The organism is Halobacillus sp. ABH2_015 (assembly GCF_056158945.1).
Genome location: NZ_JBSWUG010000005.1, coordinates 1 through 15253 on the forward strand (window position 1 = coordinate 1; position 15253 = coordinate 15253).

Sequence of the window (15253 nt, forward strand, 5' to 3'; positions counted from 1 at the left end):
TGACAATGATGTTATTGATATGAAGGACACACGCCTTGTTATGTTTAATGAATCAGAGGAAGAGGTCCTATCAGGGGATAAACCTCAGGGCTATTGCTTGCACATTGTTAAAAAGAAACGGGTAGAAATGCGAACGGTGGCCACCGAAACAGAACAGACAGAATTGAATCTTAAAATCTCCTATGGAAGTGGCATTAGGGAGGCGATCTGATGGATAAAAAATTACTTGCAGCATTAGTCGTCGGCATAGGGTTAGTAATTTTCACAGCGTTTTTTGTCACAAGTGGAAAGACAGAAAACGCCTCTAATGAGAATGAACGAAGCATTGAGGACATTGAAACCAACGTAAATGAAGAGTCTCCAGAAGTTGTCGATCATGAGCAAGACAAAGCACCCGAAGTCGTTGAGAAGACAAAAGAATTAGCGCATGAGTTTATCAAGCATTACGCTGCATTAAATCCTAAAAAGCCTATGGAGTACCTGGCAGACGTTGAAGACATTACAGATTCTTCGCTATACACAAAGCTTTCAAACTCTCAGAGAAGACCAACAGCGTCTACTCATGAGCGAGTAGTAAAAGGACTAGAGATTTACCCGGTAGATGATAACTTACCAGACCGCAAGAAATGGAATGTTATAGCGATTATGGACGTTTACGATTCAGAAGGGGAAAAGCGTACAGAGGAAAGCTCTTATCTTGTGAGTGTTGCTGAAAATGACGGAGAGTGGAACGTCACAGGGTTTAAGGTGGGGTACTGATGGAAGAAACAGTAATCAAAAGGGGCGCCTCCACTGGTGCCCTTTTCGTTAAATTAGGGATGCCATTATTCCTGCTTATGCTGTTATTACTCCCACTTTTCGCGGTTATAATGGCCCTGTCCTCAAACAGTGGGGAAGACGTGAACTCTGGAGACCCTTCACAATTAGCAAAAAATGAAATACCTGCAAAATACATGCCGATTTACCAAGCAGCCGAAAAAAAATACAGTGTCCCTTGGAATTTGTTAGCAGCGCATCACAAAGTAGAAACAAACTTTGGAGAGGGAAACGTCGAGAGTTATGCTGGAGCTCTTGGAGCAATGCAGTTTATGCCTTGCTCCTGGATAGGATGGGGCTACCCTTCTTGTGGTGGTTTGGGTGACTTAGATGTTAGCTGGAGTACATTGTCGGACTTGTCCACCATCAAAGAATATGGAGGATTTGGCGTTGATGGAGATGGAGACGGAAAAGCAGATCCGAGGAACCCAACAGATGCAATTTTCGCAGCTGCCTCTTATCTTGCTGCGAATGGTGCAGATGAGGGGATGATCGAGGAAGCTGTCTTTGCTTATAACCATTCAAATGAGTATGTAAGTGACGTCTTAGAGTATTCAGACCTATATGTTGATTCTGGGAATGTCGTTGAACCAACTACTGGGGAATTCCTTTGGCCTGTACCTTTCACCAAGAACATTACATCTGATTTCGGTTATCGTACTCACCCGAAGACAGGAGAAAAAGAATCTTTTCACAATGGAATAGATATTGCTGCAGGTGGAGTCATGGGGAAACCAACCATCTCTGTTTTGCCCGGTAAAGTGATAGAGGCAGGTGCTAAAGGTAGTTATGGTAATGTGGTAGTAGTAGAACACCCAAATGGATTAGAAACGCTGTACGGGCATCTGAGCGCCATTAGAGTAAGTGTAGGGCAAAAGGTTAAACCTGGACAAACTGTAGGGTTGATTGGATCTACTGGAAGAAGTACAGGTCCACACTTACATTTCAAAGTTTCGTTGAACGGAAAAAACGTTGATCCTATGGGATATTTGCAATGATGTTGAAGGGGTTAGGGGCTATTCTAAGGTCGTTTCGAGGCTCTATAGGAAAAGTGTACGAATCTATTAAACTAATTTATAATAGAAAAAAGACGAGATACCTTTGGCCGGGAACTCTCGTCTTCTTCGATAGTGCTCTGAAATTAAATTGTCTTTCTTTATTTTAGAGCACTCCAATATAAAAATCAAGCCAAATAGGAGTGTCTCAAATGAGTGGATATTTCACAAAAGCCGACATGGATCAATTAGTTTACTACCAAGTACCAAAAGTCTTGATTACTGGAGATCGCTATAAGAGCATGAAATCAAACGCAAAACTCCTCTACATAACTTTAATAGATAGAATGAAGCTATCTATGAAGAATGAATGGTGCAACGATGACGGCCATTACTATGTGAGAATGAGCGTTGAAAAAGGTGCTGAACTTCTTGGATTTTCAGAAGGAACCTTCAAAAACATGAAAAAAGAACTGAAAAAGTATGATCTATTGGATGAAGATAGAGAAGGACAGGGTAGAACCAACCGACTTTTTCTCAAGCATTGCAGCTACTCAAACGATGATGTAATTCGACTTAACAATGAAGTAGATGACATGATGGAAGAGTTCGAGGACAAAGCTCAATCCGTTGGGGCACAAGAGAAGGACAAAAATTGTCTTTCTAGAGAGGCAAAAATTGACTCTCTAGAAAGACAAAACTTGACCACTAGTAATAATAACTTAAATAAAAATAAGACTACTAAAAATGAGGAAGAACATATTGTTAACAAAGACACCGTTAACAATGATCAAGAAATCATTGATAAACTAGTTTTGGAATACATGAAAAAAGGTCTCAGTAAAGACGTTTGTTTGAGGGTTGTAGAAGAGATAAAACAATCAACAACTACAATACATAATCTTGGTGGATATTTAAGAGCAGCTCTCGAAAAATCGTTATATCGTTCTAATTATAAAAAAGGAAATGATGATCCTCATAAGTATGTTAGTGGAAAAAGGAAGAAACTTTACCATGACTGGCTAAATGAAGGATAATCCTTTTGAAAAGCCTTTACGACAGAATGTAAAGTATCCGATTTTTTGACCGGTCCCCCCTTGTTTTGGGGTGTGAGTGCTGGCTGGGGGTTCGGGGGCTAGCCCCCGAGGTCTTTCCTGCAAAGTTATATTAACTAAGAAAGCTTTTCTGGACAGATAATCTAGTGGTTTTGGCGGTAAAATCGTAAGAGCAAGCCGAATTCTAGTTTCCTCGTTTTGGGTATGTTCGGCTTGGCGAAATGCCAGCACCGCCAAAATTTCGAAGAGCAAGGGGGAAAAGGTGGAGAATTTTTGAGCGTTTTTTCAAAAATTACTACCTGAACCTTGCTTGGAGAAAAACGCTATTTAGTATTAACCCTTTGCTGGCGGTATTCCTTTACCAAATAACCTACTCCAGAAACCAACAGTTTTTTCTTCTTCTTTTGGCTCTTCTTTTTTTTCTTCCACAGTGGGTGCTGCGAGTAGTTTTGCTTCCTGTATTTCCTGCAATGCGTCCAGGATCTGTTTATCTTTATTGTTCCTAACTTCGTTCTGTTGTTCTAAACGATTAGTTAGTTGCTGCAGCAATTCGTTTTGCTTTTGAATGATAGTCTTTATATCATCTATATCACGCTTGTATTCTTCTTTGTCGATTGTGTCACCATGTGTTGTAACAGATGTATCAAAGCTAGTAACAACAGCGTTTGCTGCACGTTCTAGTGTCATATCATTAGCTTTTGCAGTGTCCATTAAACGACGAAAGGCCATAACGTCATTATCAAAGTATCCCCTTTGTCGTTTATCGTTATAATGAAAGCTATAACCCGCCTTTTCTAACATGAGTGCATATTTCCTTAGTGTAGATTCTTTTATATCGAGAACAGCTGATACTTCTTTTGCGTTATATACAGTTTGTGTTTTCTTTATGTCATCTGACATAGAAATCCCTCCCGACTTAATTATTTTATTTATTCGAGAGGAAAACGGATTTTCCTGTTTCTTGCGTTGCATATAAGAGCCATACAAGCAAATTTCTTTTCTTTACGTGATATAACACCCATTCGTTTTAACTGTGAGTTCTTATTTATCGAACCTTTATACACTTGTTTTTCCGTTATCCATTAGTGTGACATATCCCTTGCTATTCCTCTTCTCTCCCACTAAGAAATGAAGGTGAAACTATTGGACCAAACAATTAAAATGCTGCTAATTAAAGCTGTTATCTTGCCTTTTGTTTTGAAGGTCTTTCAAAACGATAAAAAACTTTTTGAAGGTTTTAAAATGAAGAATGTGTATTTCGATAAATTAGACGCAGTAATTGAATCTGTTCAAGACGATTTAAATGAAGTTAGAAGGAAAATGTACTCGGAATATCATATAGATATTTCTTTGATAACTCATAAGAATGATCACTCAAAATATCAATGGAAATCCAAGAAACAATCAGGAATTATGCAATTTTCATCTGAACAATTAAGGGAACAAACAAAGAAATGCATGGAAGATTATCTTTATGGATCGCGTGCTAAACCTTATGACCCTCAACGCCGGTCCTGGTATTAATACACGTTAAGGGGGACCACCTTTCAATGGTGGTCCCCCTTTATAATACAAAGTCATTTAAACTTTCTTCTATTTCTTCGTCATTGATTCCTATATACTCTAAAGTTATTTCAGGGTGAGAGTGATTTAAAATTCTCTGTAGTTTAGCAACATCCATTGTCCTTTTATAGTACCAGTAGCCAAAAGTTTTACGCATTGTATGAGTTCCGATACCATCAGGCATATCAACCATTTCTGAGGCTTTATTGAGCTGTCTGTAAGCTTGTATTCTACTTACAGCCTTATTTCCTTTACGACTAGGAAAAAGCCACTCAGTACCCTCTAATGTCTTTATATAGTCATTCAATTCTTTATAGATACCTTCTAAATAAATATCCCTTTTCTTCTTTGTCTTTCCTTCCATTACAGCAATTTTCTTCTTACCTTTAACGTCACTGATCTTTAGCTGCAGCAAGTCATTAACCCGTAACCCTGTGTTTATTCCTAACAAGAACATTATGTAATCACGTTCCCCACAAAACCGTCTCAGTGACCATTTCATGTCATTCAATTTCTCCAGTGAACGGATCGCCTGAACGTCCTTTACTTCCTTTTTCTTATCAACCTTATTCGTCATATTTTTCACATCCTTTCAAGTCAATGAAATCAATGTTCTGAATGTAACATATTTTTAAACTAACCTGATATTACTTCAATATTAGGATGAATTCAATAAAACCAACAAAATGAATGTAACTTTTTATGTATTTTGTTACATTAACAACAATAAAAAAGGCGAAAAATTAAATTCGCCTTTTTTAGTCTATTTCTTTTGTTTATTTTCGTTGGCATATATTTTGCCGTATGGACCGGCCCAAGGGTGGTTTGGATCAATTTCACTAAGTAAATATTTTATGGCTCTTTCTACTTCAAGTATTTTATTATTAGCTTCTGTATACGTTATTTCTGTGGTTTTTGGAGTATGAATAAATTTATTTCTTAATGCTGCTATTTCTTGAAGCTTCTTTGCTTTGTTATATCTTGCACTATGATAATGCTCTAAAACAGTCCCATATAACTTGTCTAAAGGTGGCGATGGCATATTCATTATTAAGAATTTTATATCTGGATATTTTGTACTTAAAAATTCTTTGATAGCTAATTCAGCTGCAATTGCTCCTTCTATGATTTTCTGTCTTGGATTATCCTCTTGTCTAGCTCTGTGAAGGTGCTTTAAAGAAACGAATGGTTCTTCTTCATTATCTAAGCAATTTTGAATGTGTTGAGCAGATTCGGAATTTAATGATGCCCCACTGATCATTCTGATTTTAGGGTTATCAAAAAACATACTCGGTGCCCAATCTCCAAAATCAATAGCAAAAAGTGCATTTTTCAATTTTAGCCGTGGGTTTTCAAATTCTATATTTAGTGAGTATTGGAGATGATCAAGTAGTTTATCTAGGGCATTTCTCATCACGAAAGTATTTGCTTTCATTTCTTTTACTAAATCTGGCTTCAATTCTTGGAAATTATCAGCTGTTATAAGGGTTTTGTAACTAAAAGATGTGTGAGCTTCTAGAAGAGATTCAGAAGGGGTAATTTTAAAGTTAAATACCTTTGATTCGTAAGGAACCTTAAATTCGAATTGTTTATTATTATCGTTTTTATCGTAAGGGATTTCTATTTCAAAATTTTCAAGTAGACGAACTAAACTCATTTACTCACTCCTAACCATATGTTTGATAAAACCTTACCATTAGTTGGAAAATAATACTATAAAAGAAATGACCCTCCAAATTGAAATGTACCCTATGTAAAGGACATTTTGAAAAAAGACTAGGCAGCCTGACTAATAAGATGATTCCTGTAAGAAGCAGGAGTCATCTTTTTTAGATTCCACTGGCCTCTGTAATGGTTGTAGTACGTCATATATCTTTTGATTTCTTTCTTCACTTCTTCGAATGTTCGATAAGATTTCAGGTTCGTTTCATCTTTAAAATGACCGAAGAAAGATTCCTGCGGTGCATTATCCCAACAGTTCCCACGTCTCGACATAGATTGCCCAAGGTTGTGGTTCTTTAATAGTTGCTGGTATTCAGGATGCGTATAGTGTGTCCCTTGGTCAGAGTGGATGAAAGCATCATCCGCCAGTGTGACCTTTCGATTTCTCATTAACTTCTCAATGGTGATCGATGCAATGTCCATCGTTATAAAACGGGACACGTGATAGGCTAGTATCTGATTCGTCGAGCCGTCCTTAATGGTTGATAAATAAGCTTTCTGCCCTTTCCCGTAATACAAATAAGTGATGTCTGTAAGAAGAACTTTTCCTGGAACACCTTGTTTAAAGTTGCGTTCTAAATGGTTCGGCACCGTTTGATGTTCGTGGGTCGCTTTAGCCATGCGACGATAAGGATTCGCTCGGCGTATAGGACATCTAATATTATATTTGTTCATAATGCGACGGATTCGCTTCAGGTTATAGTTGGTCTGGTAGTGATTCTCTAATGTCATCTTGATCTGGCGGGCACCTTTAGGGCGATTCCGGTAACGAAATGCCTTAAGGACATTCTCTTTTAGATGCTCATCTTGCTTTTCACGTTCCTCTCGCTTCTTTTGAGACTTAGGGGACCAATAACGATAATATCCAGAACGCGATACGCCCACCAATCCACACAAGTATTGGATTTGGTTCTTCAGTTCATAAGTATGAACGATGTCATGAATCAGTTTGAATTTCGCTGCTTTCAGTATCTTTACTTGTCCATCCCCTTTTCCATCATTTCGAGCTTTTTTAGAAGTTCGTTCTCTGCCTCTAATAATTTGACCTTAGATTCTAAGCGCTTCATCTTCTCCTCGGTTGAGAGTCCTTTCTCATTTGACCTCCCTTGATTATGCTTACGTGTATCCTCAAGACCAGCCACGCCCTTATCCCGATAAGCATTGCGCCATCGCTTCCCAGAGGATTGAATGCGCTTTCTTCCGATCATATCTACATCAAAGTCATACCTTTTAAAGATTTCTATAGGTGTCTTGCCTTTGTCATATTCCGTAATAAATGCACGCTTAAATTCGTCTGTATAGGTGATGGCTTTTGTAGAAACAGACTTTACGTAAGGGTTGGCTTGGAGGGCCTGTATATCTTCCGCGCTAAATAACATCTTACTCATTTTCTCATCTCCATACATGGATTTTGTCCCCATTATACAGAAAAGCACCCTATAGGGTAGACTTTTTTCAAAGTGTCTACTCTATAGGGTACATTTTAAATTTGGGGGTCATTCTTTAAACAGTAGTTCCTCTTCTTCGGTTGTTTCTTCAGTCTCTTCTGGTTCAATTTCTTTTGTTTTCGTCTTAGCTTCAGGAGGTTCATATAATTCTACCGTTTCATATGGTCGTACAGAATCATTCAACCAGTCATGCTCTTTAATGTCCCAGTCATGCTTAAAGTAAAAGTATTTATTGACGTAAGCTGGATAACGTCCTTTTTGGAATAGGATACACTTTTCTTTAGGCATCCTTTCCAGTTCGTCAGGAGTCATGAGAGGCCGTCCTGTAAAGCTATAATTTTCCCCAGTAGATCCTCCCCGGTCATTGGATGATTGAGACTGTGACGATATCATAAGCGTTGTATCTCCGATTTTCTTTGATATGGGAACGCTTGAACTGGAGTCTTTAGCTGCCATAACGATGATGTTATCGCAGGAATCTGATATTTCTGCAGCTGAACCTTCTCCGTAGCGATTTTTAAACTGTTGAACACCCTGGAACATGAGTGTTATTCGCACCCCACGCGAACGCATAACAGCAACACGCTTTCTTAAGTCATTAATAGGGGCTATGTTAGCGACTTCATCTAAAATCATTCGAACAGGTACGTCTAAATGCTTTTTCTGATTTGATCCGGCTTGTTTAATGAGTTCTTGGAACACTTGATCTACAAGTATAGCTGTTAACATATCAAAGGTGGATTCCCCATCTGGAGTAGTGACGAACAACGCAGTTTTCTTTTTACCTAACTGATTGATATTAAAATCACTCTTAGCCGTAAGTTGAGAAACGTCTTCTAATGCCCATAGCCTCAAACGAGAAGCGAATCCAATCATTATTCCTGCTTTTATTTTACCTTCTGCATGATTAAAGATGTTATATAGGTGTTTAGCTGTAGAGTTATCTGGCAAAACTTCAAACATTTTATCAATGTCCTCGGGTCTCTTTTTAATTAAGTTCCCTAAATGTAAAACGTTTTTTAAATGCTGTTCATGTTCTGGCCGAGTCTCTTTTAAATATTGAATCAATGCTGACAATAACGCCTCTTCTGCCTGCTGCCACATGGGATCACTTGGCTGTGCATCTCCTGACGTGTTTTTAATAATGGTTGTAGCAAGTGACATAGAGTCATTCGGTCTCGTAATATAGTCCAAGGGGTTATAACCATGAGACCGCGCCATATCAATTAAATTTACTGTTATAACGTCGTACCCTTGCTGCTCTAAATGATTACGAGTGGCTTTGTATATGTCACCTTTTGGATCTGTTATGACGAAAGATTCTTCTAAGGTCTTAGAGATATGAAGGATATTAGGAATGGAGTATCCTGCAGTTTTTCCTGATCCACTTCCCCCATATACCAACGTCATGTGGTTATTATTTCCATCAGTGGGTTGTATGAGAGGTTTTTTCTTGTATTCTCCTACAATCATCCCTGTGTCGTTATAAAGCTGCTGTATTTCCTTATCAGTAGCAAAACGAGCTGTACCGTGTGAGCCGTAATCGTCTGCATTTCTTTTGGCAAATTGACGTTTTTTACTGAACAATGAACGTATGATGAAAAAAGAGAGTGCAATCCAGAATAGGGCTTGTACTCCCTTATTTGTAAAATACATTGCTGCAGGGCTGTTATCTTGGAATAAACTTGTAATTGCGCCTATTGGATTATTTTTGAAGTATTGGAGTAATTGCTCTGGTGCATTGATCTGATATTCCTGATAAAAAACAATCATGTGTGCTATGCTTCCGACGAGTAGAATATCTAATACAGCACCCATGAATAAAAACAGGGAGATCAGTTTAAGTTTTCTCATATTTCCACTCCTTTTGTAATGTCCGGAAAAGGGTTTAACGACTTTCCTCTCGATTACTTTGTTCAATTTCCCTTTCTTCCTGGCTTCTTTCCGTTTCGTGTTTACGTTCGTTTCGTTTAATGAGGTTTTGAATTTTTCCGAGCAAATCTCCTGTACCACGGCCCCCAGACCTTTCATTTTTGTCCTCTCTTTCTGCGTTCCTTTGGGACTTTTCAATTGTAGATCTACTGACCTCTGGATTTCTTTCAGCTTGTAGGATCTTTTCCTGGTGAGCAATGCGCTTTAAGTCTTTAACGTTCTTCTGAGCAAAGAAAACCTGCCTTCCTTCTACATCACGCCCTTTAATGGCTATGTGTACATGAGGGTGGCCATCATCATCATGTACAGCTGCAACCCATTCAAAGCGACGATCTGCAGACAGTTGAAAACGTTCCATAGTGTCACGTGTTAATTCTTTTAAGTCGATACTTAAATTATTTCGGTCATCTTCCCGAAGAGAAAGAACTAATTTGTGCATGATCACGCCCTGATCTGGCATGTTCTCCATAGATTTAAAAAAGTCTTTTCTATTGAGATTGTTGTCCTTTTGATTAAATAAATCAGGGTTGTTCCTGTGGTGTTCCCGGTTAACCTGCATGTACTTGATATGCTCTTTTGCCTTATGGATAGGTTTATTTGTACCGTTATTGCTGAGGTATCCGAGCATCTTTACAACAGTAGCAGCCATTTACATCACCGGGAAAGGGTGCGTTTCTTTGTATTCGTCAATCAAAGCAGCATTGTTTTTCAAACGGCTATAATTATTTTTGAGGTGCTTCTCCAGTCCTTCATACCACTCAATGACGCTGTTTTTCTCCTGTTCAACTTGTTCCTTCTCTTCTTCTAACTTCCTGTACTCGCCTTTCATTTCCTTAAATGTGGCATTGGCCTTGTTTTTCATCTGTTCTTTTTCCTCTTTCAGTCTTTCGACTTCCTCAGAAGAAAACCGTTCTTCAAAATTTTCCTTAGCTTTTTCGATAGCTCCTGCACTTTCCACTCGTTTTTCCATGATCTTTTGAGCATCACCGCGCAGCTTTCCGACTTCCTGTTTTGTGCCTCCTGTCTTTAGAAATAAATCTTCCATCATAACGAAAGTGACAGCTGCATCGTGTGAGGTTCTGGCGTACAGATCCCCCATCCGATTGATGACATTATCAAAGATGGAATTAACTCTTCGATCCAGTCGATCAACAAGAACTTCTTCTGTAGTAGATAAAATTGCGCTGGCTTCTCCTGGCCGTGTACCATTCGTAAAAAATTCCTTGATTGCATCGTCGACTACATAGCCGACTTTGTTCTCTTTGCCATAATTCTTCTTAGCTAATTTGTGCATCATATCCAATGTATCTGGGTGTAATCGGATTGTCTTAGCTACTCTAGCAGGCATGGAAATATCCTCCTCTTAATGAAACTTAAGTTGCTTAATATATACTAATAATATCACGTGTACGCACCGTGTACAACATGGAATAACGTACTCGGGCTGAGTCCTGTTTTAGTAAGGTTCGACGCAAGTCGTACACTTACTTTAACCTGCCTCCCCCCTCCCAAAAGAGGCGGGGCAACGTTATTTTGATCTTTGGAAGGGGGTCGCTTTCGCGCCGAATAAAAGCTAAAAAGAAAGCATCAAATACGCTATTTTATTCCGTTTCCTTTTGGTGCTGGACCCTGCACCCTTCAAACTTCCAAAAGCAACCCCATCGGGAAAAGAGCACCCTCCGGGGCAACTTTTTCCAGTGTACTTGAAGGGTTCTCCAGCACAAAAAGACTACGGCATAAATCGCTGAAAGTGGGGCAATTTAATTTTTGCAGCAGTCTTAAATGACATTAAATGCCTGTTTGACACTGGGTACCCTTACTGGTAAGTTAAACTTAAGCAAATTAATGTGCATTAGGAGGGGCGACATGCCTAAAAATGATCAATTAATGACAGCTACGGAGTATGCAGCTGAAAAAGGAAAAAGTAAATCATGGGGGACACGATTAGCCCAACGTGCGATTGAAGACGGGAAAGAACACCCTCAAAGAATTGGACATTACTGGATGGCTACCTTTGAACAGTGGGAACAAGTTTTAAATACCTCTGGATTTGAACTAAGGAATCGGACATCGTACAGAAAGGACACCTAATATTTTTTCCAAGGTGTTCCAATTTTTTATTGACAATGCAACTTAAGTGTCATAACATATGAGTTAAGCAACCCCGGTTGCATAACAAAAGGAGGAGTTTACATGCCTATTATTGAAGGCCTGGAACGTTTACTTAATGACATTGAAGGTTGGGCGGTTATGCTTATCATCCCGTTTCTGATTGTGCAGGCAATCATCATCGGATTTAAGCTAACAGGAACAGACGACCCTCACGAAGCAAAGCACATTAAATCCAAAGCTATGAAAGTAATCATCGGTGCTGCCGTCGTTGGATCTGCTCCATGGATCGGATCTGAACTAATGAGCTACTTTTAAAATCGAGGTGAAAACATGAATTTCTGGAATCCTTTAGAACAGGCGCAAGAGGTTATAAGAGAATGGTTTAATCAGTTAGCCACAGACATGGTTAACGGGGGGATGGAACTTGTAGGGGATGTGATTACATCCCCTTTTGATTTATCTGAAAGGTTCCCCCGAACGGATGATTTGATATTAGGAATGCAAGGCATTGCGGGAACTATGCTCTTGATTTTCTTATATCAGCGCATATTGCAAGCTATGTACAGTGAAACCGTCGAATCTGACGACGTGAACTATGCAAAGATCATTGGCGACACTGTTATAGCAGCAGGACTCATTGCAAGCTCACCTATTTTAGCCAATAAGATCAGTGCAGCTATAGCAGATATAACAACGTGGGTTGCTGATTTTAACATTGAATATCAGTCATCGGAAGATTTCTTTATGTCTTTTAGTGGAGGAACAGAGTTAGCAGCTATGGGGCTTCACATGCTGTTACTTTTCGTTGTTTGGGGGTTTGCTTGGATGGGTCTGGCTATTTCTGGAGGTATCCGCGTTGCGTTATTCGGAATCGGGGTTATTATTTCACCCATTGTTATGGCTGTGTATCCAGTAAATCCTGGCATAGTTAAGCAGTTCTTTGTAAGCATGATAGCTGTTATTATGACGCAGCCTTTTCAAATGATTTGTTTATTGGTAGGCATGGGAGTTGCAAGTTATGGAGGGTTCTGGGGTTTGTTAGTTTCTACAGCCTTTTTCGGAATCGGGGTTTTCGGAACGGTTTATCTAAAAAATATCATCATTCCAGCAGGTGTAGGCTCAGGAATGTCTGGAGCAGCTAAGATGATTATTTATAAGATGGCGAGGAGATAACGTGTTTAAATTTGAAATCCCCCGGAATGTTCGGTCTGTTCCTTCATTCTTGGGGCTAAGTGCTAAAGGTTGGTTATGGACAGCAGCTGGAAGCTTTATTCTTGGTTCACTCATGTATTTATTTACAGCGAACCCACTTTTAACGATCGGTGCTGCGGTTTTCGTTTACTTCTTTGTAAAAGCGACCTTTGAAATTGACGAAACAACAGGGATACCAAAAATAGAGTTAATTTTCAGTAGTTACGGAACGAAGAAATCTAAAAAATTAACATTGAAATGGGGAGAGGATCACAATGAAAAAACAGCCGTTCGCTCTTTTATCAAAAGCGAGTAAAAAAGCGAAGTTTAAAGAAAAGTTTTTCAATATTCCTGTAGAAGAATTTGACCATGAAATTATTCGCACATCAGACGGCAAATTCAAGACAGTTTTAAAAGTTATTGATCCTCTGAACGTACACATGATGGGAGAAAAAGAGATCCGAAAAGCAATTAAGCATACTCAATCGGCTCTTAATGCTTTAAATCCTGGAGAACGTTGTCAAATGCTCATAACATCTGACGAGGTAGACATTTCTCAATACATCCAAGAATTAGAGGAAAAACAAAAACAATCTGCTGACTATAAAAGTTCGTTGATTGAAGGGAAGAAACAATTTCTCCAGGACTACGCAGTCAAAGCGAGAAATACACACAATTTCTATTTAGTACTTGAATCCAATGAAAAGAAACACCACGACGCAACAGCAGAGCTCTTGGACCTTATGACAACCGTTGTGGAGCATTTGGAGAAGGCAGGCCTTAAGATTGGCCGTCTTTCTGAAGAAAAGGTAAAAGCCATTATTTATAACAGGCTCACACCGAACATGCAGCGTACACAGCCATATGAAGAAGGGACAGACCTTGCAGCATGGCAGCCTCCAGACATTCAAACAGGAAACACACTTGAAATTGATGATTTGAATTACGCTTTTTACTCTATCTCGTACTTTCCTAAAGAGATCGACGAGGCTTGGATGGACCCTATACTCACAGCGAGGGTAAATGTTGATGTGTCTGTTTCCCTCCAGGTAGTATCAAAAAATGAACAGATGGACCGTATCAATTCTCAAATTAGGGAGTTGGAAAGACGAATCGCAGAAAGCAAAGCAACTTCCGTACGAAAACGTTACGAGCGCGAGGTGGAAAGCTCTGAACGACTCCTGGACCGTATCAGCGACGATAGCGAGAACTTATTTAAAGTAACGTTCCTCTTTGGTGTGAAATCCACTGATAAAGACGAATTGCGCTCTCTCTGTAATCGGTTTGAAACGAATATCAAAAGTAATAGCATGAAAGCCAAAAAAATCAAAAACAACCCTCATTGCTTGTGGTATATGTTGCCGATTGGCTACAAAAACAATGACATTGAAACACGTTACGGGTGGCCGATGTACTCCGAATTAGTGGGGGCAATGCTGCCATTTAACGCCTCTGAATTTAATCATAATACAGGGCTTTTGCAAGGAATTAACGTTAAATCTGAATCCCCCGTCACTTATGACCCATGGGATAAACGGATGTTTAACAACAGGAATGAAGCTATTCTAGGGGAAACGGGATCAGGAAAAAGCTTCGCTGTTAAACTAAAGATTTTCCGTGAGTATTACTCAGGACGTGCGAAAAGGCAGTTTATCGTAGACCCTGAGCGCGAATATGGTGTTATTCCTGGAGCGAATCAGATTATTTTCAAGCCTGGTAGTAAGTTTGTAACGAATCCCTTTCATATACGAAGTACGATTGTAGATAGCGACAGTGGAGACGAGACAACAGACATTGCTGCATACCTTCCCAAAAAGATCAGTGAAGCCGTTGACTGGGTGAAATGGATTGTCCCGGATATGTCAGCAGAAGAGTTGGCCCTCTTATCTATTTGTGTGGAGGACATTTACAAAGAAGCTGGATTAGATCATAAGAAGCACATAGAGGCTCTTCCTGACCGTTTTCCTATCTTGTCCGACCTTGACTCCATGATGGAAAAATACGACGAATTAAAGCGTGTCAGAGTTATTATGAGGCCATATATTAAAGGTGTTTACTCTGGAATGTTTAATGATCAAACGAATTGGGATTTAAACGAAGCTATCAACGTACTGGACATTCATGAACTATCTGAGGGAGTAAAAAAACCAATGATGGATTTACTGCTCAAAGACCTTTGGGAAGAGGTTAAAAAAGATCGAAATGAACCTGTTGGACTCATTGCTGACGAACTTTGGATTCTGGCGGATAAAAAATTCCCTCAGACAATGGAGTTTGTGCGAAACATGGGTAAACGGATCAGAAAGTATGAAGGATTCCTTATGGTTGCTACTCAGAATGTGAGCGACTTCATAGCCGTTGGAGAGTATGGAACAGCTGTAATCAATAACTGCCAATTTAAAACACTTATGAGGCTATC

The 15253-nt window shown here is 39.3% G+C and carries 17 protein-coding genes; 10 read left to right on the top strand and 7 right to left on the bottom strand.

The features are described from left to right. The 4 genes from ACXAD6_RS20340 to ACXAD6_RS20355 form a co-directional block, all read left to right on the top strand. A partial coding sequence (locus ACXAD6_RS20340; protein WP_474970552.1) for a hypothetical protein occupies window positions 1-211 on the top strand: 211 nt, incomplete at its 5' end. Beyond that, window positions 211-759 (top strand): hypothetical protein, encoded by a 549-nt coding sequence (locus ACXAD6_RS20345; RefSeq protein WP_474970553.1) that lies wholly within the window; start codon window positions 211-213, stop codon window positions 757-759. The genes ACXAD6_RS20340 and ACXAD6_RS20345, both read left to right, overlap by 1 nt. Beyond that, window positions 759-1814, top strand: coding sequence for a peptidoglycan DD-metalloendopeptidase family protein (locus tag ACXAD6_RS20350; protein WP_474970554.1), 1056 nt, complete (start codon window positions 759-761; stop codon window positions 1812-1814). Before ACXAD6_RS20345 ends, ACXAD6_RS20350 begins: the two co-directional genes overlap by 1 nt. Before the next feature lie 209 nt (window positions 1815-2023). Continuing rightward, a complete protein-coding gene (locus ACXAD6_RS20355) occupies window positions 2024-2848 on the top strand; it encodes a replication initiator protein A (protein ID WP_474970555.1) in 825 nt (274 codons plus the stop codon). Window positions 2849-3199: 351 nt separating this feature from the next. Here ACXAD6_RS20355 and ACXAD6_RS20360 read toward each other — a convergent pair whose 3' ends face one another. Continuing rightward, complete coding sequence (locus ACXAD6_RS20360; protein WP_474970557.1) at window positions 3200-3766, bottom strand: hypothetical protein; 567 nt, start codon at window positions 3764-3766, stop codon at window positions 3200-3202. Between the two features lie 243 nt (window positions 3767-4009). Here ACXAD6_RS20360 and ACXAD6_RS20365 point away from each other — a divergent pair, with 243 nt between their 5' ends. Further along, window positions 4010-4390: a YhjD family protein gene (locus ACXAD6_RS20365; protein WP_474970558.1), complete on the top strand. Its 381-nt coding sequence runs from the start codon at window positions 4010-4012 to the stop codon at window positions 4388-4390. A 40-nt stretch (window positions 4391-4430) separates the two neighbouring features. Here the strand turns inward: ACXAD6_RS20365 and ACXAD6_RS20370 are convergent, their stop codons facing one another. From ACXAD6_RS20370 to ACXAD6_RS20395, 6 genes are all read right to left on the bottom strand, one after another. Continuing rightward, window positions 4431-5006, bottom strand: a complete 576-nt coding sequence (locus tag ACXAD6_RS20370; protein ID WP_474970559.1) for a tyrosine-type recombinase/integrase — start codon at window positions 5004-5006, stop codon at window positions 4431-4433. A 186-nt stretch (window positions 5007-5192) separates the two neighbouring features. After that, complete coding sequence (locus ACXAD6_RS20375) at window positions 5193-6086, bottom strand: hypothetical protein (protein WP_474970560.1); 894 nt, start codon at window positions 6084-6086, stop codon at window positions 5193-5195. A gap of 119 nt (window positions 6087-6205) precedes the next feature. Next, a protein-coding gene (locus ACXAD6_RS20380) for an IS3 family transposase (RefSeq protein WP_474970561.1) occupies window positions 6206-7539 on the bottom strand; the annotation gives its coding sequence in 2 pieces (ribosomal slippage) (window positions 6206-7158 and window positions 7158-7539; 1335 coding nt in all). Between the two features lie 108 nt (window positions 7540-7647). Further along, entirely contained in the window at window positions 7648-9453 is a 1806-nt protein-coding gene (locus tag ACXAD6_RS20385; protein ID WP_474970562.1) for a VirD4-like conjugal transfer protein, CD1115 family, read from the bottom strand. A 34-nt stretch (window positions 9454-9487) separates the two neighbouring features. Next, window positions 9488-10180: a relaxase/mobilization nuclease domain-containing protein gene (locus ACXAD6_RS20390; RefSeq protein WP_474970563.1), complete on the bottom strand. Its 693-nt coding sequence runs from the start codon at window positions 10178-10180 to the stop codon at window positions 9488-9490. Continuing rightward, window positions 10181-10879: a hypothetical protein gene (locus ACXAD6_RS20395; RefSeq protein ID WP_474970564.1), complete on the bottom strand. Its 699-nt coding sequence runs from the start codon at window positions 10877-10879 to the stop codon at window positions 10181-10183. A gap of 518 nt (window positions 10880-11397) precedes the next feature. On the opposite strand from ACXAD6_RS20395, the gene ACXAD6_RS20400 reads away from it, so the two are divergent. From ACXAD6_RS20400 to ACXAD6_RS20420, 5 genes are all read left to right on the top strand, one after another. Next, window positions 11398-11622: a hypothetical protein gene (locus ACXAD6_RS20400; RefSeq protein ID WP_474970565.1), complete on the top strand. Its 225-nt coding sequence runs from the start codon at window positions 11398-11400 to the stop codon at window positions 11620-11622. 102 nt (window positions 11623-11724) lie between these two features. Further along, window positions 11725-11958, top strand: coding sequence for a hypothetical protein (locus ACXAD6_RS20405; RefSeq protein WP_474970567.1), 234 nt, complete (start codon window positions 11725-11727; stop codon window positions 11956-11958). A gap of 15 nt (window positions 11959-11973) precedes the next feature. Continuing rightward, window positions 11974-12816, top strand: a complete 843-nt coding sequence (locus tag ACXAD6_RS20410; RefSeq protein WP_474970568.1) for a hypothetical protein — start codon at window positions 11974-11976, stop codon at window positions 12814-12816. Between the two features lies 1 nt (window position 12817). Next, entirely contained in the window at window positions 12818-13150 is a 333-nt protein-coding gene (locus ACXAD6_RS20415; RefSeq protein WP_474970570.1) for a hypothetical protein, read from the top strand. Next, on the top strand, window positions 13110-15253 hold a 2144-nt coding region (locus ACXAD6_RS20420; RefSeq protein WP_474970571.1), incomplete at its 3' end, for a VirB4 family type IV secretion system protein. The genes ACXAD6_RS20415 and ACXAD6_RS20420, both read left to right, overlap by 41 nt.